Origin of the sequence: Corynebacterium sp. HMSC071B10 (assembly GCF_001814825.1) — a bacterium.
Classification (GTDB): domain Bacteria; phylum Actinomycetota; class Actinomycetes; order Mycobacteriales; family Mycobacteriaceae; genus Corynebacterium.
In genome coordinates, this window is record NZ_KV818006.1 from 103,268 (window position 1) to 119,367 (window position 16,100).

Sequence of the window (16,100 nt, forward strand, 5' to 3'; positions counted from 1 at the left end):
TCTACTGCTTACTGGATGTTCACGTCGACGCTTGCCGGAAGGTCGATGCGCATGAGCGCGTCAACGGTCTTCGGCGTCGGATCGAGAATGTCGATGAGGCGCTTGTGAGTGCGCATCTCAAAGTGCTCGCGAGAGTCCTTGTACTTGTGGGGAGAACGAATAACGGCGTACACGTTCTTCTCGGTGGGCAACGGCACCGGTCCAACGACGCGGGCACCCGTGCGGGTGACCGTAGCAACGATCTTCTTCGCAGATGCGTCGATCGCCTCGTGGTCGTAGGCCTTGAGCCTGATGCGGATCTTCTGTCCCGCCACGCTTACCTCTTCCTCGCATCCCCACGTTCAACTCCTCGCCCCGCTCGAATGTCGATCGGAGTGAGAAACGAAATCGAAGCGGTGGGGTTTGTAGCTTCTAGTTTCTCTATAACGTTGTCCGGGCTGGGCCCATGGCTCAACGCCAGTGTCGTTTCATTGACTTCTTGACACTTCCGGAAGATGAAAGGCACCGCAAATAACTGCTGCGCAATCAGTGCTTCCGCCGCGACCCAAAGGCCGGGGTGCAAGACTCGGAAGGGTGCGTGACCCTTGCGTACTGCCGCTGTTTATTTGCCATGGCGCCTTCTCCGGCCCTCCCCAAGGGGAAGGTCCTTCTACCGAAGGTGTCATGTTTGCCGGACCATCGCGCTTGCGCGCCATGTTTCGGCAACCCGAGTATTAAAGCACGTCGCGCTATAAAGCGCAAGCTCAGCTTTTCGACGCCCACCCGTTCCCCATCACCCGTCGAGAAGAATGTTGCGAAACGGTACCAATTCGCTGCCGGCACTGCTCCATCCCGAGCGAGGTGTAAGAATCTGTGTAGAGTTGATGAAAGCCCGGGTCCCCGAGGATTGCGGCGTTCGCAACGCCGATGTACCGGGCCCTTATATATAGGAACAAAATCCGCAGTGAAGGAAGGACCGTCATGGCCGATCACACTCTGAACGACAACACCCTCGCAACCACCGATTCCGCTACCGGCGTCGACGCTGAGCAGACCCGCCCGCGTAACGAGAACCTGGAGTCCGACAGCGGCACCACCGTCATCGACGACAACGTTGTGGGCAAGATCGCTGGTATCGCGGCCCGTGAGGTCTCTGGCGTGTACAACCTGGGCGGCGGCGCTGCCCGTATGTGGGGCGCAGTCCGCGAGTCGCTGACCTCCTCCACCAACGTCCAGCAGGGCGTCAACGTCGTCGTGGAGGACGGCCACACCTCCGTCGCCGTCGCCATCATCGCTGAGTACGGCGTGGCAATCCACGAGCTGGCAAACGCCATCCGCGAGAACATCACCGTCGCGCTGACCCGCATGACCGGCCTGATCGTCGACCGCGTCGACGTCACCGTGCACGACGTGCACCTGCCGGAGCAGGAGACCAACGCTGATCAGGACGAGTTCCAGCCGAACAACCAAGCACTGGGTCAGTAGTCATGGCGCGGACCCCCATCACCCTTGAGGTCGGGGAAGCCGTCCGCGACAGTGCGCTCGGCGTTCCTGGTGTCGCCGGTCTGCACCGCGGCCGCGTCGGCGAGGTGGCCCTGCTGCTCCCCAATGCCCGCATTGACGGGCTGCGACAGGCCTACCGAGACGGCGAACGGGGCATCGAAGTACACATCGTCTTTGATACCGCCTCGGGGCGCGACATCCAGTCCGTAGCTACAGATGTCCGCTCCGCGATTCTGGACGCGGCGGATCTCCCGTTCGTCGACATCGTCGTCGCTGACGCGCAGTAGGCACCCGACCCCACCCGCGGCTACGCGCCCCTCCCCTCTCTCCATTTGCGGGGGAGCCGCGCGCGGCCACCAATACCTCCGAAATGTGGTTTTAATATGAATGCTTTTTCCAATAAGGCGGTAACCGGTGCCCTTATCGGCGTGGTTATCGCGTTCTTTGTGACCTTCGGCGGTTGGCTGGGTCTTCTGTGGCTGCTGCTGTTTAGCGTGGTCGGCGGCGTCATTGGTGCGCAGCTGGACGGCCGCCTCGACATTGCCGAGATCTTCAACACCAACTCCGGCAAAGGCCGTAGCTAATGGGTACGACGTTCTACCACATCAGCGAGCGCGCGGTAGAGCGCGTTGCTGAGGTGGCGGCCTCGTCGGTGCCAGGCACCCTTGCGGTGGACGCGAAGCTGGCCGGACTTGCCGGCCGCAGCTTCCCCAGGATTGATGTCCACCTCGACCGACAGTCGGGTGTCGCGGCGATCGAGGCCGAGATCGCGACCGCTTACCCAGCACCCATTGCGGCGATTACCGACGCCGTTCGCGCGACCGTCATCTCACACGTGCGCACCCTGACCGGCCTCGACGTCTCGCGCGTGAACGTCTCCGTCGCCAGTGTTGAGGCCCAGGGCCTCGACGGACGTGTGACCTGGGACGAGGTGGCGAGCCACTCCGCGTTCGCCATCCCCACCCCGATCCGCGTCCACCAGTTATCGGTGGAGTCCCCGCGCACGAAGCAGCGTGCGCCGCTTACGGAGATCCACGCGCGCTCGCTGGCAGACGACATGTGGGAATTCAACGCCCCTCGTCCGGCTGCAGTGCAGAGTGTGAAGGCACCTCGTCCGGCGAAGGTGCGCACCGAGGGCTTCGCGCCGGACGCAGTCCGGGTGTCCTCCGTGGACACGCCCACTCCGGCCAAACCGTGGACGCCGCACACGCCCGAGCCGCGTGTACCCGCGCCGTTCACCGTCACGCCGACGCAGCTGCGCCGCGTACGCGTGCCGGAGCCCGCGGCAGTTCGCCGCGCCGAATTGCCGCCGCGCCGCCCGCTGACCAAGGTGTCTGCTACCGCCCCGGCGCAGCTCACTCCGGTGCGCACCGCGCCGAAGCGCCCGTTGACCAAGATCAAGGTCAACGCGACGCCGCTGCGAGAGGTTGCACCTCCTGCACCGGCACCGCTGGCGCGCCCGCGTGCACCGCGCCCGGCACCGCTCAAGCAGATCTCTATTATTCCGGTGGTGAATGACTATGACCGCACCCGCTAACGCTCAGCCCGCGGGCCAGCCGGAGCCAACGCAGCCGGTCGGCCCGCACCCGGGCGATGAGCCCCGCGCGAACCCGGCCGCCCGCTGGCTCACGATCCTCATCGCGATTGTGTTGCTCGCCTGCGCCGGCGTCGTTGGCCGCGACCTCTGGTACTACTTCCAGAACGACGACTCATCCGACTCCTGGCTACGCCCCGTCTTCGAGTTCGTTGGCCGTGCGGTTATCGACGTCCCCGCAGTCACCGTCGGCATCATCATCGCCATCGTGGGGCTGTTCCTGATCATTTACGCTTTCATGCCGCGGGCGCACACCCACGTGCGTGTGAACTCGCCGGCCTCGATCTGGACCCGCCCGGTGGACATCGCCCGCAAGGCGACGCACGTGACCCGCTCCGAGGTAGGCAACTCCCGGATCCAGTCCCGCGCGGACCGCAAGAAGCTGCGCGTCCAGGTGGAGGACGACGGCACAGGCGCATCCCTACAGGAGCGCCTCTCCTACACGCTGCAGAACGAACTCCAGGGGCTCAAGACGCCGCCGGCGATCTCGGTCAAGGTGCTCCCGAAGGCACAGGACCCAGCTGCTGCAGCCGGCGCGCCTGGCACGTCTGCCGGGGCTGATGCGGCCGGCACGCCTGCTGCAGCAGACGCAGGGTCCACCGCGGTCCAGCCGCTTCCAGAGCAGACCCAGGGGGTACAACGATGAGCAAGACACTTTCCTTCTTTGACCGGCTGGTCGTCTTCCTGACCGGTCTGCTGCTCCTGGTCGCAGGCCTGGTCCCCGTGGCCTACTACTGGGAGATCCCCTACGTCAGCGAATACCTCAATCGTTTCGATCGCGAATCGCTCGGTTATATCCCTGACGAAACCTGGTACCGCAACGCGCTGATCGCCGCCTTCCTGGTGCTGCTGGTGCTTGGTGCGTGGTTCTTCCTGGCCAACATTCGCAGCCGTGCCTTCAGCACCCGCGAGATCCTTACCGCGGACTCCCAGCACGGCGAAAGCACGATTAACGTCGCGCGCGTCGCCGCTGCCGCGTGCGAGTTCTTGGAGAAGTCCGAGATGATTAACCAGGCCAAGAGCAAGGTCGCGGTAGTGGGCAACCGGCCCACCGCCCGCTTCACGGTCACCGCAGACCCCAGCTACTCCTACGAGGACCTCACGCGCTTCCTGGAGGGCGCTGACGAGGACTTTCGCCTGGCCAACCACACGATGGAGATCGACACCGTGTGGGAGCTACAGCTCGACCGCATCACCGCCTAGAGGCCACCCCGCACTACGCGTGCTACCCGCCCCAGCGAGACCGGCTCCCCGCCGGCCGCTGGGGCGATGTGTTTCACAGGGTGCATGGCGCAGGCACATATCCCATGGCGTTTTCTTCTCGCTGGCTAGCGCGCCGCACACATTCCACCAACAGTCGCCTCAGTCACGCACGCTCACAGCTTCGCTGGGCAGCATGCGATCTCCAGGAGAGCGTGCCGCCAGCCGGGCCCCCATTGCCGGTGAGAAGACAAGAACAGGCCTGCGTCTCATCGCGAGAAACAGACCTGTCATGTTTGAGTCGACTATACACTCGTCAATATCTACGGGGCCAAGGGCCACCAATGGCTCTAGAGAGAATCCCTAGATGTAGACGCACACACAAGCCTCCTCAGCGTTAAGACCACAAGGCACTTTCTTCACGAGTGACTGAGACCAATTCCGCCCCATACGCGAAAAGCACGCTAAGCAGTAATGTTTCCTCCACCGCCCACCGTCTAGAGGTCAACCAGCACGACGTGCGCTACCCGCCCCAGCGAGACCGGCTCACCGCCGCCTGCTGGGGCGATGTACATCTCAGCCCCCTGCTCGCAGGAGAATATGCGTGCAAACTTATACGACTCCTGCGACGTCGCCCGTCGGCCCTCTGGCCTCCACAGGGTGATCCGCTGTCCAACAATCGCGCGGGATCCGTCTTCGAAGCCCACAAACCACCTAGCTCCACCGACGTCTGGCTGTTCCAGGCCTTCCAGCGGAGGCACCTCGTCGGGATCCAAAGCGTGCACAAGCGTGACGACACCTAACCTGTGCTCGATGCCTTCCGAGTCCGTCACGATGAGGCTTCGCCCGGGGCCGACTGCACGGAAGTGTGTCGCTTTCCACGCGCTCGGCATCCTTGCGTCCTCCCCCACAGGCCGCACGACGACGTCCGAACCGCTTAGCGTAACCCGCTGCTCTGGTGCAGTGGTTTGGACCGTCATAGGTGTCTCCGCGGGCCAGCGAACCAGCGATGGGTGCTCGGCCTCCATCGCGTTGAGAATCTCCAACATCTCTTCGTCGCTCGTCCCCCACCCGGCTCCGCGGTTACGCAGGGTGCCGAGTAGCGCGGAGAGGCTTAGATCCGGCTGGCCTTCCCAGACCCGCTGAAGCGCGTCGATAAGCTTCGGGATGCGTGTTGGGTCGTAGTTTTCCACGCCGGTGAATTCTAGCGGGCTCTCGTTGGCCCCAGACGCCGAGATCCAGGCATGCGAAAAGGGCCGCTCCCTCGCGGGAAGCGGCCCTGTTTCTATGCTCTGGTCAGTACCAGATCAGCGGCTGGAATTAGCCGAGGATCTTGGTGACGCGGCCAGCGCCAACGGTGCGGGAGCCCTCGCGGATAGCGAAGCGCAGGCCCTCGTCCATAGCGACCGGCTGGATGAGCTCAACGGTCATGTCGACGTTGTCGCCCGGCATAACCATCTCGGTGCCCTCCGGCAGCTTCACAACACCGGTCACGTCGGTGGTGCGGAAGTAGAACTGCGGACGGTAGTTGTCGAAGAACGGGGTGTGGCGGCCACCCTCGTCCTTGGACAGGACGTAGACGGAACCCTCGAACTTGGAGTGCGGGGTGTATGCGCCCGGAGCGATGATGACCTGACCACGCTCAACGTCCTCACGCTTGAGGCCACGGAGCAGCAGTGCAGCGTTGTCGCCAGCCTCAGCGGAGTCGAGGAGCTTGTTAAACATCTCGATGGAGGTGACGGTGGTCTTGGTGGCCTTGTCGCGGATACCGATGATCTCAACCTCGTCGTTGACGTTGAGGACACCGCGCTCGACACGGCCGGTCACGACGGTGCCGCGGCCGGAAATGGTGAAGATGTCCTCCACCGGCATCAGGAACGGCTTGTCGGTCTCGCGCTCCGGATCCGGGATGGAGTCGTCGCAAGCCTGCATGAGGTCAACGACGGACTGTACCCACTTCTCGTCGCCCTCGAGGGCCTTCAGAGCGGAGATCTGAACGATCGGAGCTTCCTCGTCGTAGTCCTGCTCAGCCAGCAGCTCGCGGACCTCCATCTCGACGAGCTCGATGATCTCCTCATCGTCAACCATGTCGCACTTGTTCAGTGCAACGAGGATGTACGGAACGCCAACCTGGCGAGCGAGCAGCACGTGCTCGCGGGTCTGCGGCATCGGGCCGTCGGTCGCAGCGACAACGAGGATCGCGCCGTCCATCTGTGCCGCACCGGTGATCATGTTCTTGATGTAGTCGGCGTGGCCCGGGGCGTCAACGTGTGCGTAGTGGCGCTTCGGGGTGTTGTACTCAACGTGGGAAATGTTGATGGTAATACCACGCTCGCGCTCCTCCGGAGCCTTATCGATCATCGCGTAGTCGAAGGCCTTGTTCTCCTCCGGGTACTGGTCTGCCAGCACCTTGGTGATCGCGGCGGTGGTGGTGGTCTTGCCGTGGTCGACGTGACCGATGGTGCCGATGTTCACGTGCGGCTTAGTGCGCTCGAACTTTTCCTTTGCCACTGATTGTCCTCCTGGACTTCATGGTGGCTACGACCTTCGCAGCCACGTAGTTTACATTTGCCCTGCCCTTGGCGGCGTTTTCACGCATCCGAGAGCAATGACCATTTCACAATGTGCCAGTTACCTGATCCTAGATAGTTCGTGACCGTTTTTCAAACCGGCCGACCCGAGAAAATCCGGATCCACCTAGTGCGTAACGGCCGGCTCAAGCTCCAACGCCGCAGCTCATAAGAGCGTTGAGAGCCTCAGCCCGACCGCTACCCACCGGCGAGTTGTGTCTACCCCCGTCACCCGGCCCTACCGCTGGCACGCGGTTGGGCCGTCAGGGAGTAGCACTTTCGGGCGAACGACTAGTTGCCGTTGCGCTCGTCGATGATCTCCTGCGCGACGCTCTGCGGAACCTCAGCGTAGGAGTCAAAGACCATGGTGAAGTTCGCACGGCCAGCGGTCGAGGAACGCAGGTCGCCGATGTAACCGAACATCTCGGACAGCGGAACCTTTGCCTTGACGACCTTCGCGCCGGAGCGGTCCTCCATAGCGAAGACCTGGCCACGACGCGAGGAGATGTCACCGTTAACGGTACCCATGTACTCCTCAGGGGTGACGACCTCGACAGCCATCAGCGGCTCGAGCAGGACCGGCTTCGCCTTGGCGACAGCCTCCTTGAGCACCTGGGAGCCAGCCATCTTGAAGGCCATCTCCGAGGAGTCAACCTCGTGGTAAGCACCGTCTTCCAGGGTGGCCTTGATGTTGACCAGCGGGAAGCCTGCCAGGTAACCGTACTGCATTGCGTCCTGGATACCAGCGTCGACCGACGGGATGTACTCCTTCGGCACGCGACCGCCGGTGACGGCGTTCTCGAACTTGTAGGAAGCGGACTCGCCCTCCTCCAGGGTCTCCGGGTCCGGGTTGTACGGCTCGATGGTGACGATGACCTTTGCGAACTGGCCGGAACCACCAGTCTGCTTCTTGTGGGTGTAGTCCAGGGACTCGACCTTCTTACGGATGGTCTCGCGGTAGGCAACCTGCGGGTTACCGATGTTCGCCTCAACCTTGAACTCGCGCTTCATACGGTCGACCAGCACGTCGAGGTGGAGCTCACCCATGCCGCCGATGACGGTCTGGCCGGTCTCCTCGTCCAGCTGGACGGTGAAGGTCGGGTCCTCTTCAGCGAGCTTCTGGATAGCGGTACCCAGCTTCTCCTGGTCAGCCTTGGTCTTCGGCTCGATGGCCACCTGGATAACCGGATCCGGGAAGTCCATGGACTCCAGGATGATCGGGTGATCCGGGTTGCACAAGGTGTCACCGGTGGTGGTGTGCTTCAGGCCAATGAACGCGTAGATGTTACCGGCGTCAGCGTGCTCGACCGGGTTCTCCTTGTTCGCGTGCATCTGGAAGAGCTTGCCCACGCGCTCCTTGTTCTGCTTGGTGGAGTTGAGCATGTTCTCGCCCGGGATAGCCTGGCCGGAGTACACGCGCACGTAGGTGAGCTTGCCGAAGAACGGGTGCACAGCGATCTTGAACGCTAGTGCGGAGAAAGGCTCATCGACAGACGGCTTACGGGTCATCGGAGTCTCGCCGTCGACCGCGGTGCCCTGAACCTCGCCCACGTCGAGCGGGCTCGGCAGGTAGTCAACGACCGCGTCGAGGATCGGCTCGACGCCCTTGTTGCGGTATGCGGTACCACAGAAGACCGGGTAGACCTCAGAGTTGACGGTGAGCTTGCGGATAGCGCCCTTGATCTCTTCCTTGGTCAGCTCCTCGCCGCCGAAGTACTTCTCCATGAGCTCTTCGTCGGACTCTGCGACGGTCTCGAGCAGCTTCTCGCGGTACTCCTCAGCAAGCTCCTGCAGGTCCTCCGGAATCTCGGTGATCTGCGGCGGCGTGCCGGTCTCGACCTTGCCCGGCCATTGGAGAGCCTTCATGTCGATCAGGTCAACAACGCCGTCGAAGTTGTCCTCGGCACCGATCGGGATCTGCATTACCAACGGCTTCGCACCGAGACGGTCAACGATGGTGCCAACGGTGTAGAAGAAGTCCGCACCGAGCTTGTCCATCTTGTTGACGAAGCAGATACGCGGCACGTCGTACTTAGCAGCCTGACGCCACACCTGCTCGGACTGCGGCTCAACGCCCTCCTTGCCGTCGAAGACGGCGACAGCGCCATCGAGCACGCGCAGGGAACGCTCCACCTCAACGGTGAAGTCCACGTGACCCGGGGTGTCAATGATGTTGATCTGGTTGTTGTTCCAGAAGCAGGTCACGGCAGCGGACGTAATGGTGATGCCGCGCTCCTTCTCCTGCTCCATCCAGTCGGTGGTTGCGCCACCGTCGTGGGTCTCGCCAACCTTGCGGTTGATACCCGTGTAGAACAGGATGCGCTCGGTCGTGGTGGTCTTACCAGCATCGATGTGGGCCATGATGCCGATGTTGCGAACCTTGTGCAGGTCCTTAAGCACTTCTTGTGCCACGTTATTACCCCAACTTAAAAGTCGTCGACGCGCTGGGCCGAAACCCAGCGTGCGCCTATGGCGAATAATTTCTTTGTCAATTCTGCCACTTCTTGAAGCAAATGGCAGGATAAGTCGCATTCATCACTATGAGAAACACCCGGGTGCCACCTCACAACGCGACTGTGGGAAGCAGGTATTCAATTTGCTTCTGCTGTCTTGTTGCAGGTGACGTCCGGGTGTCATAGCTACCGTGCGCGCAGGTATTACCAGCGGTAGTGGGCGAAGGCGCGGTTGGCCTCTGCCATCTTGTGCATATCCTCGCGGCGCTTCACGGATGCACCGAGGCCGTTGGAGGCATCGAGGATCTCGTTAGCCAGGCGCTCAACTATGGTGTTCTCACGACGCTGGCGGGTAAAGGTAACCATCCAGCGCAGTGCGAGGGTGTTGGAGCGGCCAGGCTTGACCTCAACCGGCACCTGGTAGGTAGCGCCACCAACGCGGCGGGAACGAACCTCGAGGTCCGGGCGGATGTTGCCCAGAGCCTTCTCCAGGGTGCCGACCGGGTCGGTGCCGGTCTTCTCGCGACACTGCTCGAGGGCACCGTAGACGATGCGCTCGGCGGTGGACTTCTTGCCGTCCTGGAGGACCTTGTTGACCAGCTGGGTCACCAGCTCGGACTGGTATACCGGGTCCTTGACTACGGGACGCTTCGGAGCTTGCTGCTTACGCATATCTGATTACTGTCCCTTCTTTGCGCCGTAACGGGAACGAGCCTGCTTACGGTCCTTCACGCCCTGGGTATCCAGCGCGCCACGGATGATCTTGTAGCGAACGCCCGGGAGGTCCTTCACACGGCCACCACGCACGAGCACCATGGAGTGCTCCTGGAGGTTGTGGCCCTCGCCCGGGATGTATGCGGAAACCTCAATACCGGAGGTCAGGCGCACACGTGCGACCTTACGCAGTGCCGAGTTCGGCTTCTTCGGGGTGGTGGTGTACACACGGGTGCACACGCCGCGACGCTGGGGCGAGCCCTTCAGCGCAGCGGTAGCCACCTTCTGACTCTTATCGTGGCGGCCCTTGCGGACCAGCTGCTGAATAGTAGGCATTCACGCTCTTTCTTGTTCTCGCGATCCGTGCGCAAGGTGGCCGTACATGCAAAAATGAGGGCTCTTCTTCGGGGCCCTGCCGATGCATGAACTACCAGCACTTTCACGAAACCGCTTGGAGTTCGTATTTTTCCGCCACGCGATAGGTCGCGAGCGAAACCTCATATACCTTACAACACGCCAAGGTGGCACGGCAAATCCGTGCTATTCTGCGTTCCATGAGCGAGCCGAACCTCCCCCGCAAGCGACTCAGCAGCGCCGAGCGTGCTCGTGCTGAAGCCTCCCTCCACGACGCATTCGTCGATGGCCAGCTCACGGTCACAGAGTTCGACGAGCGATCCGCCGCCCTCTACAGAGCCACCTTTGTCGATGAGCTTCCTGCGCTTATCGACGATCTCTCCCCCGTCACTCCCCAACACAACCAACCCGCCCGGCAAGACGGCACCATGGCTCGCTACGCCACCGGCGAATCGGGCGGTTCCCCGTTCAGCCTTTCCATCATGGGCGGCAGCGAACGCGGCGGTGATTGGCTCGTCGCTCCGAATCACACGTCCATCACGGTCATGGGCGGCAACTCCCTCGACCTGCGCGAAGCGCGACTGAGCGCACACGAGACCATCATCAACGCGTTTGCAGTCATGGGCGGCATTGAAATCATCGTGCCGGAAGACGTGCGCGTGGTGGACGCCGGACTGGGAATCATGGGCGGATTCGGGGTGGAAACCCACCCGTCCTGCACCATCGCACTCGCAGACCTTCCGGTGGATGCGCCTGTCATACGCGTGCGCGGGCTCGCGCTCATGGGCGGGGTAGGCATCGTCCGCGCCGCCCGTGGCGCACGTGTTTAGTGAACGGCGCGGCGAATGAGCTCGCGAATGCGCGCCCGGGTATCGTCGTTAAGTTCTTGGATGGCGTAACTGGTCGGCCACATCGCGCCGTCGTCAAGATGGGCGTTCTCCTGGAACCCGAGCGTGGTATAGCGGGCGTCGAATTTCGACGAGACCTGCAGGAAGAGCACGACGCCGTCTGACCCTTCCCAGGCGGGCATGCCATAGAACGTCCGCGCGTCGAGTTGGGGCGCTTCCTCCGTGACCATCGTGTGGACTGCGGCGGCGAGGTCGCGGTCTTCCGGCAGCATGGCGTCGATCAGCTCCTGCACGGCCTCGAGATTCTTGGCCTTCTTGTTGCCGCCTTTTTCGCGACGCAGTTCTTCTGCGCGCTGGCGCATCGCCTCGCGCTCGGCTTCGCTAAATCCGCTCATGCCGCCACGATACGCATGGATTGACTTGCGCTGTTCAACGCCCTGATCGCGTGTCGGCGGTCTTCCTAAAAGTGTCTTCCTAAATGGAGCTAGCTCCATTTGAACCTACGCCGGTTACAAAAGCCCAGGTCGCACTTCGCCGAGCCCCCTAAATGGAGCTAGCTCTATTTGGGCCTGCGGCGTCGAGAAAACGCCAGGTCGCGCCTCAGCGATCTCTCTAAACGGAGCTAGCTCCATTTGGCCCCGCGCCGGTTGCAAAACACCAGGTCGCGCATCGGCGATTTCCCTAAACGGAGCTAGCTCCATTCACCCCAACCGCTCCCGGCAGCAAAGGTCCTCAAAAGCCACCCCAACGCTTTGGGGCCCACGCAGCCAGCAACGCCAACGGCCCGGCCCCCGCGAAGGGAGCCGGGCCGTTAGCAGCAGACCGAAAAGACCTAGCAGTCAGCCAGAAGGCTAGATCTGGTCGAGCCCGTACTCGTCGAGCGGGACGGAGGCACCGGTGTACTCGCCGAAGCCCTCGTCGCCGTAGATGCCCTCGCCGAAGCTCGGGATGGAGTACGCGGCGGAGCGCGCAGCCTCGGTCGGCTTGACCTGGATGTTGCGGTAGCGGGAGATACCCGTACCGGCCGGGATCAGCTTACCGATGATCACGTTCTCCTTCAGGCCGATGAGCTGGTCGGAGCGCTTGTTGATCGCGGCGTCCGTGAGCACGCGGGTCGTCTCCTGGAAGGAGGCGGCCGACAGCCAGGACTCGGTAGCCAAGGAGGCCTTGGTGATACCCATGATCTCGGAGCGCATCTCTGCCGGCTGGCCTTCGTCCGCGACGGTGGCGGCGTTGACCTGGCGTGCCTCGGCGAGGTCGATCAGCGTGCCCGGCAGGAACTCGGTCGAGCCGGAGTCGATGACCGTGCCGCGGCGCAGCATCTGGCGGATGATGATCTCGATGTGCTTGTCGTGAATCGACACACCCTGGGTGCGGTAGACAGCCTGGACTTCGTCGATGAGGTGCTTCTCCACACCGCGGCGGCCGAGGACCTCGAGCACGTCGTGCGGATCCGCAGCACCGCGGAGCAGGCGGTCGCCGACCTCCACGTGGTCGCCCTCGCGCAGGGAGCGCTCGATCATGGCGTCCGGGTTGGACTCCATCGGGCGGCGCACCTGGGCCAGGCCCTGGCGCTTGGACAGCTTCTCGTAGACCACGTCGTCGGAGCCGTCGTCCGGGTGGATGGTCAGGGTCCAGAAGTTGCCCTCGTCCTCCAGCGAGATCGTACCGGCCACCGACGCGATCGGAGCGCAGTTCTTCGGCACGCGGGCCTCGAACAGCTCCTGCACACGCGGCAGACCACCGGTAATGTCGCCGCCGACACCACCCTGGTGGAAGGTACGCATGGTCAGCTGGGTACCCGGCTCACCAATGGACTGTGCAGCGACGATGCCGACGGCCTCGCCGATGTCCACCAGCTGGCCAGAAGCCATGGACTTGCCGTAGCACTTGGCGCAGACACCGGTCGGGGTCTGGCAGGTCAGCACGGAGCGGACCTTGAGCTCGGTGATGCCCTTCTCCACGAGCGTGTCGATGCGCTCCTCGGACAGCTCGGTGCCGGCCTCGAAGACCACGTTGCCCTCGGAGTCCTTGACGTCGGAAGCCAGGACGCGGCCGGAGACGGAGGTTTCGACCAGCTCGTGGCGGACGAACTTGCCCTCAGAAGCTTCAACCGCAACCGGAACCTTGACACCCTGGTGGGTGCCGCAGTCCTGCTCGCGGACGATGACATCCTGGGCCACGTCCACCAGACGACGGGTGAGGTAGCCGGAGTCAGCGGTACGCAGCGCGGTATCGGCCAGGCCCTTACGGGAACCGTGGGAGTTGTTGAAGTACTCCATCACGGACAGGCCCTCGCGGAAGGAGGTCTTGATCGGGCGGGTGATGTACTCACCGCGCGAGTTCACAACCATGCCCTTCATGCCGGCCAGGGTCCAGATCTGGCGCATGTTACCGGCAGCACCGGACTTCACGATCATCGGGATCGGGTTGTCGTCCGGGTACAGGTCCTCGACGGCCTGGCCGACCTTGTTGGTGGCGTCCTGCCACAGCTCGACCAGACGGTCGTAGCGGTTCTCCTCGGTCAGCGCACCCTTCTCCCAGTACTTGCGCTCGATCTCCTCGGCTTCCTTCTCGTAGCGCTCCAAGACCTCGGTCTTGTTCGGCAGCACGAGCACGTCGGACATCGTAATGGTCACGCCCGAGCGGGTGGACCAGTAGAAGCCGGCGTCCTTCAGCTTGTCCAGGGTCTGCGCAACAGTGATCATGGGGTACTTCTCCACCATGCCCTGGATGATGTCGCCGAGCAGCACCTTGCCGGAGCCGCCGCCCTTACGCACCATCGCGCCTTCCTGGTAGGGGAAGTTGTACGGCAGCAGCTCGTTGAACATGATGCGGCCGAGCGTGGTGTCCATCATCCACGGCTGACCCTTGGTCCAGCCGTCCGGGAACTGCTCCTTTTCCACCTCAACCGTCGGGCGGAGGTGGTCGATGCGGACCTTGATCGGAGCCTGCAGGCCAAGCACGCCACGGTCGTAGGCCATAATGGCCTCGCGGTAGGAGGAGTACACGCCGCGTGCCGGGCCGTTCTCGTCGGCAGGCGCGTACGCGCCCTCGCCGCCGACCTCGGAGGTGGACTTCTCCATGGTGAGGAAGTACAGGCCGGTCACCATGTCCAGGCGCGGGATCGCCAGCGGCTTACCGGACGCCGGGGACAGGATGTTGTTCGAGGACAGCATAAGCACGCGGGCCTCGGCCTGCGCCTCTGCGGACAGCGGCAGGTGGACTGCCATCTGGTCACCGTCGAAGTCGGCGTTGAAGGCCTCACAGGCCAGCGGGTGCAGCTGGATGGCCTTACCCTCGACCAGCTTCGGCTCGAAGGCCTGGATGCCGAGGCGGTGCAGGGTCGGTGCGCGGTTGAGCAGCACCGGGTGCTCGGAAATCGCCTCTTCGAGGACGTCCCACACCTCGGGGCGCTGGCGCTCGACCATGCGCTTCGCGCTCTTGATGTTCTGCGCGTAGTCGTTGTCCACCAGGCGCTTCATCACGAACGGCTTGAACAGCTCGAGTGCCATCAGCTTCGGCAGACCGCACTCGTGCAGCTTGAGCTGCGGACCGACAATAATCACGGAACGACCGGAGTAGTCGACACGCTTACCCAGCAGGTTCTGACGGAAGCGGCCCTGCTTGCCCTTGAGCAGGTCGGACAGGGACTTCAGCGGGCGGGAGCCCGGGCCGGTGACCGGACGGCCGCGGCGGCCGTTGTCGAACAGCGCGTCAACGGACTCCTGCAGCATGCGCTTCTCGTTGTTCACGATGATCTCGGGCGCGCCAAGATCGATCATGCGCTTGAGGCGGTTGTTGCGGTTGATCACGCGACGGTACAGGTCGTTCAGGTCGGAGGTAGCGAAGCGGCCACCGTCCAGCTGCACCATCGGGCGCAGCTCCGGCGGGATCACCGGGATCGCGTCCAGGATCATGCCGGCCGGGTCGTTGCCGGAGCGCTGGAACGCAGCGACAACCTTCAGGCGCTTGAGCGCGCGGACCTTCTTCTGGCCCTTGCCCTCAGCGATGATGGTGCGCAGCTCCTCGGCCTCGGCCTCGAGGTCGAAGTTGCGGATCAGCGTCTGAATCGCCTCGGCGCCCATGCCGCCGGTGAAGTAGTCCTCGTAGCGGTCGACGAGCTCCTCGTAGAGCACCTCGTCGATAATCATCTGCTTCGGGGCCAGCTTCTGGAAGGTCTGCCAGATCTCCTCGAGGCGCTCAACCTCGCGCTCGCCGGCCTCGCGGATGTGGGTCATCTCCTTGTCCGCGGCCTGCTGCACCTTCTTGCGGGCAGCGGCGGTCGCGCCGGAGGCCTCGAGCTCAGCGAGGTCTTCCTCCAGCTTGTGGGCGCGCTCGGCGATCTCGGAGTTGGCGTCCTCCTCGACCTCCTTCTTCTCCAGCAGCATCTCGGCTTCGAGGGTGGACATGTCGTTGTGACGTGCCTCCTCGTCGACACTGGTGATGATGTTGGCAGCGAAGTAAATGATGCGCTCGAGGTCCTTCGGCGCAAGGTCGAGCAGGTAGCCCAGGCGCGAAGGCACGCCCTTGAAGTACCAGATGTGGGTCACGGGAGCAGCGAGCTCGATGTGGCCCATGCGCTCGCGGCGCACCTTGGACTTGGTCACCTCGACGCCGCAGCGCTCACAGATGATGCCCTTGTAACGGACGCGCTTGTACTTACCGCAGGCGCACTCCCAGTCGCGGGTGGGGCCGAAAATGCGCTCGCAGAACAGGCCGTCCTTCTCGGGCTTGAGGGTGCGGTAGTTAATGGTCTCCGGCTTCTTCACTTCGCCGTGGGACCACTTACGGATGTCTTCGGCAGTGGCCAGGCCGATGCGAAGCTCGTTGAAGAGGTTTACGTCAAACACGTAAATTCCCTTTCACCTCCCCCAGCTGGGGA

The 16,100-nt window shown here is 63.1% G+C and carries 15 protein-coding genes; 7 read left to right on the top strand and 8 right to left on the bottom strand.

The window, feature by feature from the left end:
* Positions 1-8: 8 nt before the first annotated feature.
* On the bottom strand, positions 9-314 hold the full coding sequence (gene rpsJ / locus HMPREF2990_RS06375) for a 30S ribosomal protein S10 (RefSeq protein WP_038588232.1): 306 nt from the start codon (positions 312-314) through the stop codon (positions 9-11).
* A 646-nt stretch (positions 315-960) separates the two neighbouring features.
* Between rpsJ and HMPREF2990_RS06380 the strand changes: the two genes are divergently transcribed.
* The 6 genes from HMPREF2990_RS06380 (at position 961) to HMPREF2990_RS06405 (ending at position 4,279) form a co-directional block, all read left to right on the top strand.
* The gene (locus HMPREF2990_RS06380) at positions 961-1,464 is read left to right on the top strand and encodes an Asp23/Gls24 family envelope stress response protein (RefSeq protein ID WP_070763311.1); all 504 of its coding nucleotides are present in this window, start codon (positions 961-963) and stop codon (positions 1,462-1,464) included.
* Positions 1,465-1,466: 2 nt separating this feature from the next.
* Complete coding sequence (locus HMPREF2990_RS06385; RefSeq protein ID WP_070763312.1) at positions 1,467-1,769, top strand: hypothetical protein; 303 nt, start codon at positions 1,467-1,469, stop codon at positions 1,767-1,769.
* Between the two features lie 96 nt (positions 1,770-1,865).
* On the top strand, positions 1,866-2,066 hold the full coding sequence (locus tag HMPREF2990_RS06390) for a hypothetical protein (RefSeq protein WP_070763314.1): 201 nt from the start codon (positions 1,866-1,868) through the stop codon (positions 2,064-2,066).
* The gene (locus HMPREF2990_RS06395; RefSeq protein ID WP_070763315.1) at positions 2,066-3,019 is read left to right on the top strand and encodes an Asp23/Gls24 family envelope stress response protein; all 954 of its coding nucleotides are present in this window, start codon (positions 2,066-2,068) and stop codon (positions 3,017-3,019) included. The genes HMPREF2990_RS06390 and HMPREF2990_RS06395 overlap by 1 nt, the downstream gene beginning before the upstream one ends.
* Positions 3,003-3,722, top strand: coding sequence for an Asp23/Gls24 family envelope stress response protein (locus HMPREF2990_RS12940; protein WP_070763317.1), 720 nt, complete (start codon positions 3,003-3,005; stop codon positions 3,720-3,722). Before HMPREF2990_RS06395 ends, HMPREF2990_RS12940 begins: the two co-directional genes overlap by 17 nt.
* Positions 3,719-4,279 carry an Asp23/Gls24 family envelope stress response protein gene (locus HMPREF2990_RS06405; RefSeq protein WP_070763318.1) on the top strand — a complete coding sequence of 187 codons (561 nt, stop codon included), beginning with the start codon at positions 3,719-3,721 and terminating at the stop codon, positions 4,277-4,279. The genes HMPREF2990_RS12940 and HMPREF2990_RS06405 overlap by 4 nt, the downstream gene beginning before the upstream one ends.
* Before the next feature lie 494 nt (positions 4,280-4,773).
* Here HMPREF2990_RS06405 and HMPREF2990_RS06410 read toward each other — a convergent pair whose 3' ends face one another.
* The 5 genes from HMPREF2990_RS06410 to rpsL form a co-directional block, all read right to left on the bottom strand.
* Positions 4,774-5,469 (bottom strand): hypothetical protein, encoded by a 696-nt coding sequence (locus HMPREF2990_RS06410; RefSeq protein ID WP_070763320.1) that lies wholly within the window; start codon positions 5,467-5,469, stop codon positions 4,774-4,776.
* Between the two features lie 127 nt (positions 5,470-5,596).
* Complete coding sequence (gene tuf, locus HMPREF2990_RS06415) at positions 5,597-6,787, bottom strand: elongation factor Tu (RefSeq protein WP_070763322.1); 1,191 nt, start codon at positions 6,785-6,787, stop codon at positions 5,597-5,599.
* Between the two features lie 350 nt (positions 6,788-7,137).
* Positions 7,138-9,258: an elongation factor G gene (gene fusA / locus HMPREF2990_RS06420; protein WP_070763324.1), complete on the bottom strand. Its 2,121-nt coding sequence runs from the start codon at positions 9,256-9,258 to the stop codon at positions 7,138-7,140.
* A gap of 245 nt (positions 9,259-9,503) precedes the next feature.
* Positions 9,504-9,971, bottom strand: a complete 468-nt coding sequence (rpsG, locus tag HMPREF2990_RS06425; RefSeq protein WP_070763326.1) for a 30S ribosomal protein S7 — start codon at positions 9,969-9,971, stop codon at positions 9,504-9,506.
* Positions 9,972-9,977: 6 nt separating this feature from the next.
* Positions 9,978-10,349, bottom strand: coding sequence for a 30S ribosomal protein S12 (gene rpsL / locus HMPREF2990_RS06430; RefSeq protein WP_038588209.1), 372 nt, complete (start codon positions 10,347-10,349; stop codon positions 9,978-9,980).
* A 218-nt stretch (positions 10,350-10,567) separates the two neighbouring features.
* Between rpsL and HMPREF2990_RS06435 the strand changes: the two genes are divergently transcribed.
* Entirely contained in the window at positions 10,568-11,197 is a 630-nt protein-coding gene (locus HMPREF2990_RS06435; RefSeq protein ID WP_070763328.1) for a DUF1707 SHOCT-like domain-containing protein, read from the top strand.
* Here the strand turns inward: HMPREF2990_RS06435 and HMPREF2990_RS06440 are convergent.
* Both HMPREF2990_RS06440 and HMPREF2990_RS06445 read right to left on the bottom strand, forming a co-directional pair.
* Entirely contained in the window at positions 11,194-11,610 is a 417-nt protein-coding gene (locus tag HMPREF2990_RS06440; protein WP_070763330.1) for a hypothetical protein, read from the bottom strand. The two genes, HMPREF2990_RS06435 and HMPREF2990_RS06440, sit on opposite strands and share 4 nt — an antisense overlap.
* A gap of 456 nt (positions 11,611-12,066) precedes the next feature.
* Positions 12,067-16,068, bottom strand: coding sequence for a DNA-directed RNA polymerase subunit beta' (locus tag HMPREF2990_RS06445; RefSeq protein ID WP_070763331.1), 4,002 nt, complete (start codon positions 16,066-16,068; stop codon positions 12,067-12,069).
* Positions 16,069-16,100 lie beyond the last annotated feature (32 nt).

Coding starts and splice junctions, on each gene's coding strand:
- HMPREF2990_RS06380 (WP_070763311.1), top strand. CDS start 961: ATGGCCGATCACACTCTGAACGACAACACCCTCGCAACCACCGATTCC.
- HMPREF2990_RS06385 (WP_070763312.1), top strand. CDS start 1,467: ATGGCGCGGACCCCCATCACCCTTGAGGTCGGGGAAGCCGTCCGCGAC.
- HMPREF2990_RS06390 (WP_070763314.1), top strand. CDS start 1,866: ATGAATGCTTTTTCCAATAAGGCGGTAACCGGTGCCCTTATCGGCGTG.
- HMPREF2990_RS06395 (WP_070763315.1), top strand. CDS start 2,066: ATGGGTACGACGTTCTACCACATCAGCGAGCGCGCGGTAGAGCGCGTT.
- HMPREF2990_RS12940 (WP_070763317.1), top strand. CDS start 3,003: ATGACCGCACCCGCTAACGCTCAGCCCGCGGGCCAGCCGGAGCCAACG.
- HMPREF2990_RS06405 (WP_070763318.1), top strand. CDS start 3,719: ATGAGCAAGACACTTTCCTTCTTTGACCGGCTGGTCGTCTTCCTGACC.
- rpsG (WP_070763326.1), bottom strand. CDS start 9,971: ATGCGTAAGCAGCAAGCTCCGAAGCGTCCCGTAGTCAAGGACCCGGTA.
- rpsL (WP_038588209.1), bottom strand. CDS start 10,349: ATGCCTACTATTCAGCAGCTGGTCCGCAAGGGCCGCCACGATAAGAGT.
- HMPREF2990_RS06435 (WP_070763328.1), top strand. CDS start 10,568: ATGAGCGAGCCGAACCTCCCCCGCAAGCGACTCAGCAGCGCCGAGCGT.
- HMPREF2990_RS06440 (WP_070763330.1), bottom strand. CDS start 11,610: ATGAGCGGATTTAGCGAAGCCGAGCGCGAGGCGATGCGCCAGCGCGCA.